The 4,090-nt window shown below is 58.3% G+C and carries 3 protein-coding genes and 1 pseudogene; 2 read left to right on the forward strand and 2 right to left on the reverse strand.

Annotated features, from left to right (window positions below; all coding sequences use genetic code 11):
• A pseudogene (locus QZ213_RS25505) lies at positions 1–244 on the forward strand (IS110 family transposase); the annotation flags it as partial.
• Between the two features lie 482 nt (positions 245–726).
• On the opposite strand, the gene QZ213_RS25510 reads toward QZ213_RS25505, so the two are convergent.
• Both QZ213_RS25510 and QZ213_RS25515 read right to left on the reverse strand, forming a co-directional pair.
• On the reverse strand, positions 727–1,917 hold the full coding sequence (locus QZ213_RS25510; protein ID WP_291688836.1) for a PHB depolymerase family esterase: 1,191 nt from the start codon (positions 1,915–1,917) through the stop codon (positions 727–729).
• Positions 1,918–1,922: 5 nt separating this feature from the next.
• Positions 1,923–2,342 carry a CopG family transcriptional regulator gene (locus tag QZ213_RS25515; protein WP_291688837.1) on the reverse strand — a complete coding sequence of 140 codons (420 nt, stop codon included), beginning with the start codon at positions 2,340–2,342 and terminating at the stop codon, positions 1,923–1,925.
• A 630-nt stretch (positions 2,343–2,972) separates the two neighbouring features.
• On the opposite strand from QZ213_RS25515, the gene QZ213_RS25520 reads away from it, so the two are divergent.
• A complete protein-coding gene (locus tag QZ213_RS25520; RefSeq protein WP_291688838.1) occupies positions 2,973–3,836 on the forward strand; it encodes a transglutaminase family protein in 864 nt (287 codons plus the stop codon).
• Positions 3,837–4,090 lie beyond the last annotated feature (254 nt).

Here is a 4,090-nt window from a genome sequence, read left to right on the forward strand (position 1 = left end):
TCGTATCAGCAAGATGGGCGACAAGTATCTGCGCAAGCTGCTCATTGTCGGCATGACGGCGCTTGTACGCCGTGCAAAATACAATCCCGGCAAGATCGATCCACGCCTGGCGGATCTGCTGGCGCGAAAGCCCACAAGGGTAGCCACCGTCGCGATGGCGAACAAGACCGCGCGGGTCATCTGGGCGATCATGGCACGCGGCGAAACCTATCGTACGGGCCACCAGCCGGCACTGGCCGCATAAACAACGTTATACGGATTTAGCTGAAGAGGAGATCAGCTTCACGAGGTTGCGAGCGCGATGCGATGTGATGGCAAACCGGTCAGACCGGGAACAGGGACAACCTAACTTGAGTCTAAGGCATCATAGCCTGAATAACAGAATGGGACCTTGTTCGCGGACTCCATCAGGGCCAGCAGTCTAAACCGACTGCATCAACAGGCCGGACAGAAGACTGCACCCGACCAATGCCACTGCGTCAATTTATCTCTTGCAACGCGGGAGCCATCCACAGAGGACTCAAGTCAGACATCGCGCCATGTCCGAAAAGTGCCAACATCTGCACTCTAGCGAATCGCCGCTTCGCGCCATAAGCGGCCGTCTGGACTGCCTAGCTATTTCATAAACTCAATATCGATTGGCCACCGTGTTCCCTTGGCACAGTGCTTCAGATGAAGCTTCATCTCGATATCAAGAATTGCCGAGGGGCCGCCCGCCGCTGGTTGCTAAGGAAGCGAATGCCCGAGGAAAAAACGCAACATTTCCTTCGTTGCATCCGGTCCCCGCGGATCCGTATAAGAGCCTGCAGGGCTCCCTCCTGACCACGCGTGGGCGGCGCCGTGGATGCTCCAATACTCTAGGATTTCGCGTCCGCCCGCGTCGGTATGGGTCGTACGGGTGTATTCATGGCCTCCAGGTATCTGCCCGCGATGCACCGTTTTTTGCGTGCGCGTCGTACCGATGGCCTGTTCAAGAACTTGACCGCCGTTGTTTGGATGCACGGTGGTGTCGCGGTCACCGTGAAAAATAATTGCCGGGACAGGCGGCCCGTTGCCGGAAATGACCCTGCGACCACCTCCGCCACCTTGCCGCATGGCGGCAAATGCAGAGGGCATGTCAGTGGCGGCCCCGCAGGCCAGGCCGGAATGGATCCCGGCCGCCGCATACAGATCGTTGTAGGTTGCTCCCATGATAGCCGCAGCGGCCGCTCCGGCCGATAGCCCGCCGACATAGACGCGCTTTGGATCAACCGAATAGTCGCGCATGACCTGGCGGGTGATGCCCGCGATAATGGAGGGCTCCCCTTCGCCGCGCTGCTGGTCGGCTGTGCGAAACCAGTTCCAGCATTTCGACGGGTTGGCGTCGCTGCGCTGTGCAGGATAGACCACGAAGCACGCTTTTTCTTCTGCGATGAAGTTCATCCTCGTGCCGGCGGCGAAATCGTCCGGCGACTGGGTGCACCCGTGAAGCATCACGACCAAGGGAAGCGGCTGCCCCTGATAGCCGCTGGGGACGAAGAGCTTGTAGGTGCGGCTTCCCGCCGGGTTGCTGTAGGCGCCTTCGATGAACTTTGCGCCCTCCGGTACGATTTCCGGCGTGGACGGCGGGGTGCGCTTCACGCCTCGCATTCCGAGCCAGGAGCCATCCTTGGCGCGATCGAATAACGGCTGGGGTCTGCGCGTTGCGGCGGATGGGGCCCGCGTCAGGTGCGCGCTATCGGACTTCTCGACGTCATTAGCCTTCCCGTCGATGGTAGGTGGCTCGCGGCCTGGAAGGGAGATGCTCCCCGGGGTGAGCGACGTCGCGTCTAGCGCGCGCTCCCCGCGTAGCATGCGCTGAAGGAGCGCGGTGGCTTCGACCAGTTGGCCCGCCTGCGTCAGCCGTGTGGCTTTGGAAATTGTGTTTTGGTTCAGCATCGTCTTCACCTCGTTCTGTCGGCGAGAGCGGCCTTGACCGCTGGACTGGCGTGCAAGGCCCCCAGCACGGAGACTGAGGCAATGGTGGCGCGGGCGAGATCGGCCGTCACGTCTTGGGCGATGCTTGCAAGGCCCAGAACATTGATGTGCAGCATCTCTCCGGCCCGGCGCGCAGATTCGAGGTCCTCGCGGCTGTAATTTCGCAAACCGAGCTCCAGGCTTTTTCGGGCCGTGGATTGCTTGACTACGTCTGCATGACGTTCGAGTTGGTTGCGGATTGCCGTTCGAATGAAATCAGTGCGGTTGGAGTAGAACCCGTCCTGCACCATTAAATCGATATGACCCAAGTCGACATAACCAAGATTGATCGTGATTTTTTCGGTTTCAGGGGGCTTTGGTCTGAGTTCACGGACATTAGGGGTCATGGTCTACCATCCATTGGCCATCTATATGGATGTTATATGGATGTCGGAATGCGCCATTCAAGGGGTGGGCCGACCGAATTACGGGGTCATCCGAGGTGAATAGTGGATCAAGTGCATGCGAACTTCCTGGCTTAGAAGCGCAGCAATCAACATACGAAAGCAAACGATCTTCCTTTTCGCTAAACTCCTTCTTCGCCGGCGCGCCATCGACGCTCGCCGGGTGCGTGACGACGAAGCCTCGGATTGATGTCGCCAGCTTCGATCAATTACAAAGCAGATTGGTGTATCGTTGTTGTGGCGATCAAAGTGCCAGACAGCGTGACCGACGAGCACGCTCTTCTCCTTGCCGCCATGAAATGTCACGTTATGGCGCTCGGGAGAGAAGGCGACGGGTGCGACGTTGGCGGAACTTCGAATTGCGGGCTTTGTGGTTCAATCTTGCTCCCAGACGAAGTGGGATTGGCGATAGCCCCCGGTTACCCTCTTTTGAAAGACGCCAGCCTATGCGTCAATCTGGATTGGCTATTCGGACACTTAAACTCGGTTGTTTGGTTTTTCGGTTGACGTGAATATCGAGGCCGTCGATCACATCGTCTCACTATGACGTATCAAAACATGCGGGAGCTGATTTTGACTGCGCTACGAATTCAACACAAAACCATCTATCGTTTCAGACAATTGGTGAGCCTTGCTCCGCACCGCTTAATGCTTCGCCCTCGAGAAAGTCGCGAATTACGCCTTATGTCACATGTGTTGTCGATCGCGCCGTTCGCCGCGATGACATGGGCACATGATGTGTTCGGCAATGCTGTCGCTGTGACCGCGTTCTCGGGCTTGGCCTCTACGCTCGTTATCGACAGCGTAAGCGATATTTTGCTCAATGCAGCGGCTTGGCCGGTTTTCGACATCGCGGCATCGGCCCTCTCATACCCATTCCGCTACTCCGATGACGAATGGACTGACCTTGGTGCATTGACCGTCGCGCAATATCCGGATCCAGCCGAACGGTTGCAGAAATGGGCAAGAGGTTTCGTACGAAGCAATCCTACCGATACGCTGTCTCTGCTCAAGGACCTCAACGCCGGTGTTGCGCAACGCGTCCAGTATCAGAGCCGTGAAGTTGAGGGGACCCAATCGCCCAACGATACTCTTGACCGCGGCTGGGGCTCGTGCCGCGACTTCGCCGTGTTGTTTACCGAAGCCGCGCGCAAGCTCGGCTTCGGTGCCCGCCTAGTCTCGGGCTATTTGCACGATCCGGATCACGACCTCGTGGGTTCGGCCGAGGCGGGCTCGACCCACGCTTGGGCCGAGGTGTTTGTACCGGGTGCGGGCTGGATCACCTTCGACCCAACTAACCGAAGCGTCGGTGGCCGCAATCTGATCCCCGTTGCTGTTGCTCGCGATATTAGCCAGTGCACGCCGGTGTCCGGCAGCTACTTTGGCGTGAGCGATAATTTTCTAAGCATGGACGTGACCGTCTCGGTCACCTCGTAAACGTGTCAGATCAGAGCAACGTTTAATGATTCTTGTGGCCATCAAAACCGCATCGGCAGCCCTATCTCCCACGCCGCCGCTGAAGAAGGCTCGATCCGCGCGCACCACGCAACATCAACCAACGCCGGATAGGAATATCGGCGAACGGCCGCTTCGCGCCAGATGCGGTCGGTCACGAACCCCGTAGCGGTGAGAAACAGCTACTCAGTTGCCATAGCATGAGCACGGGATTGAGCGACGCGGGTGGCGGTGTC

This window comes from Bradyrhizobium sp., assembly GCF_017881085.1.
Classification (GTDB): Bacteria; Pseudomonadota; Alphaproteobacteria; order Rhizobiales; family Xanthobacteraceae; genus Bradyrhizobium.

Bases quoted from the DNA above. Each gene is read 5' to 3' on its own strand.
- QZ213_RS25515 (WP_291688837.1), bottom strand. From the start codon at position 2,342: ATGACCCCTAATGTCCGTGAACTCAGACCAAAGCCCCCTGAAACCGAA.
- QZ213_RS25510 (WP_291688836.1), bottom strand. From the start codon at position 1,917: ATGCTGAACCAAAACACAATTTCCAAAGCCACACGGCTGACGCAGGCG.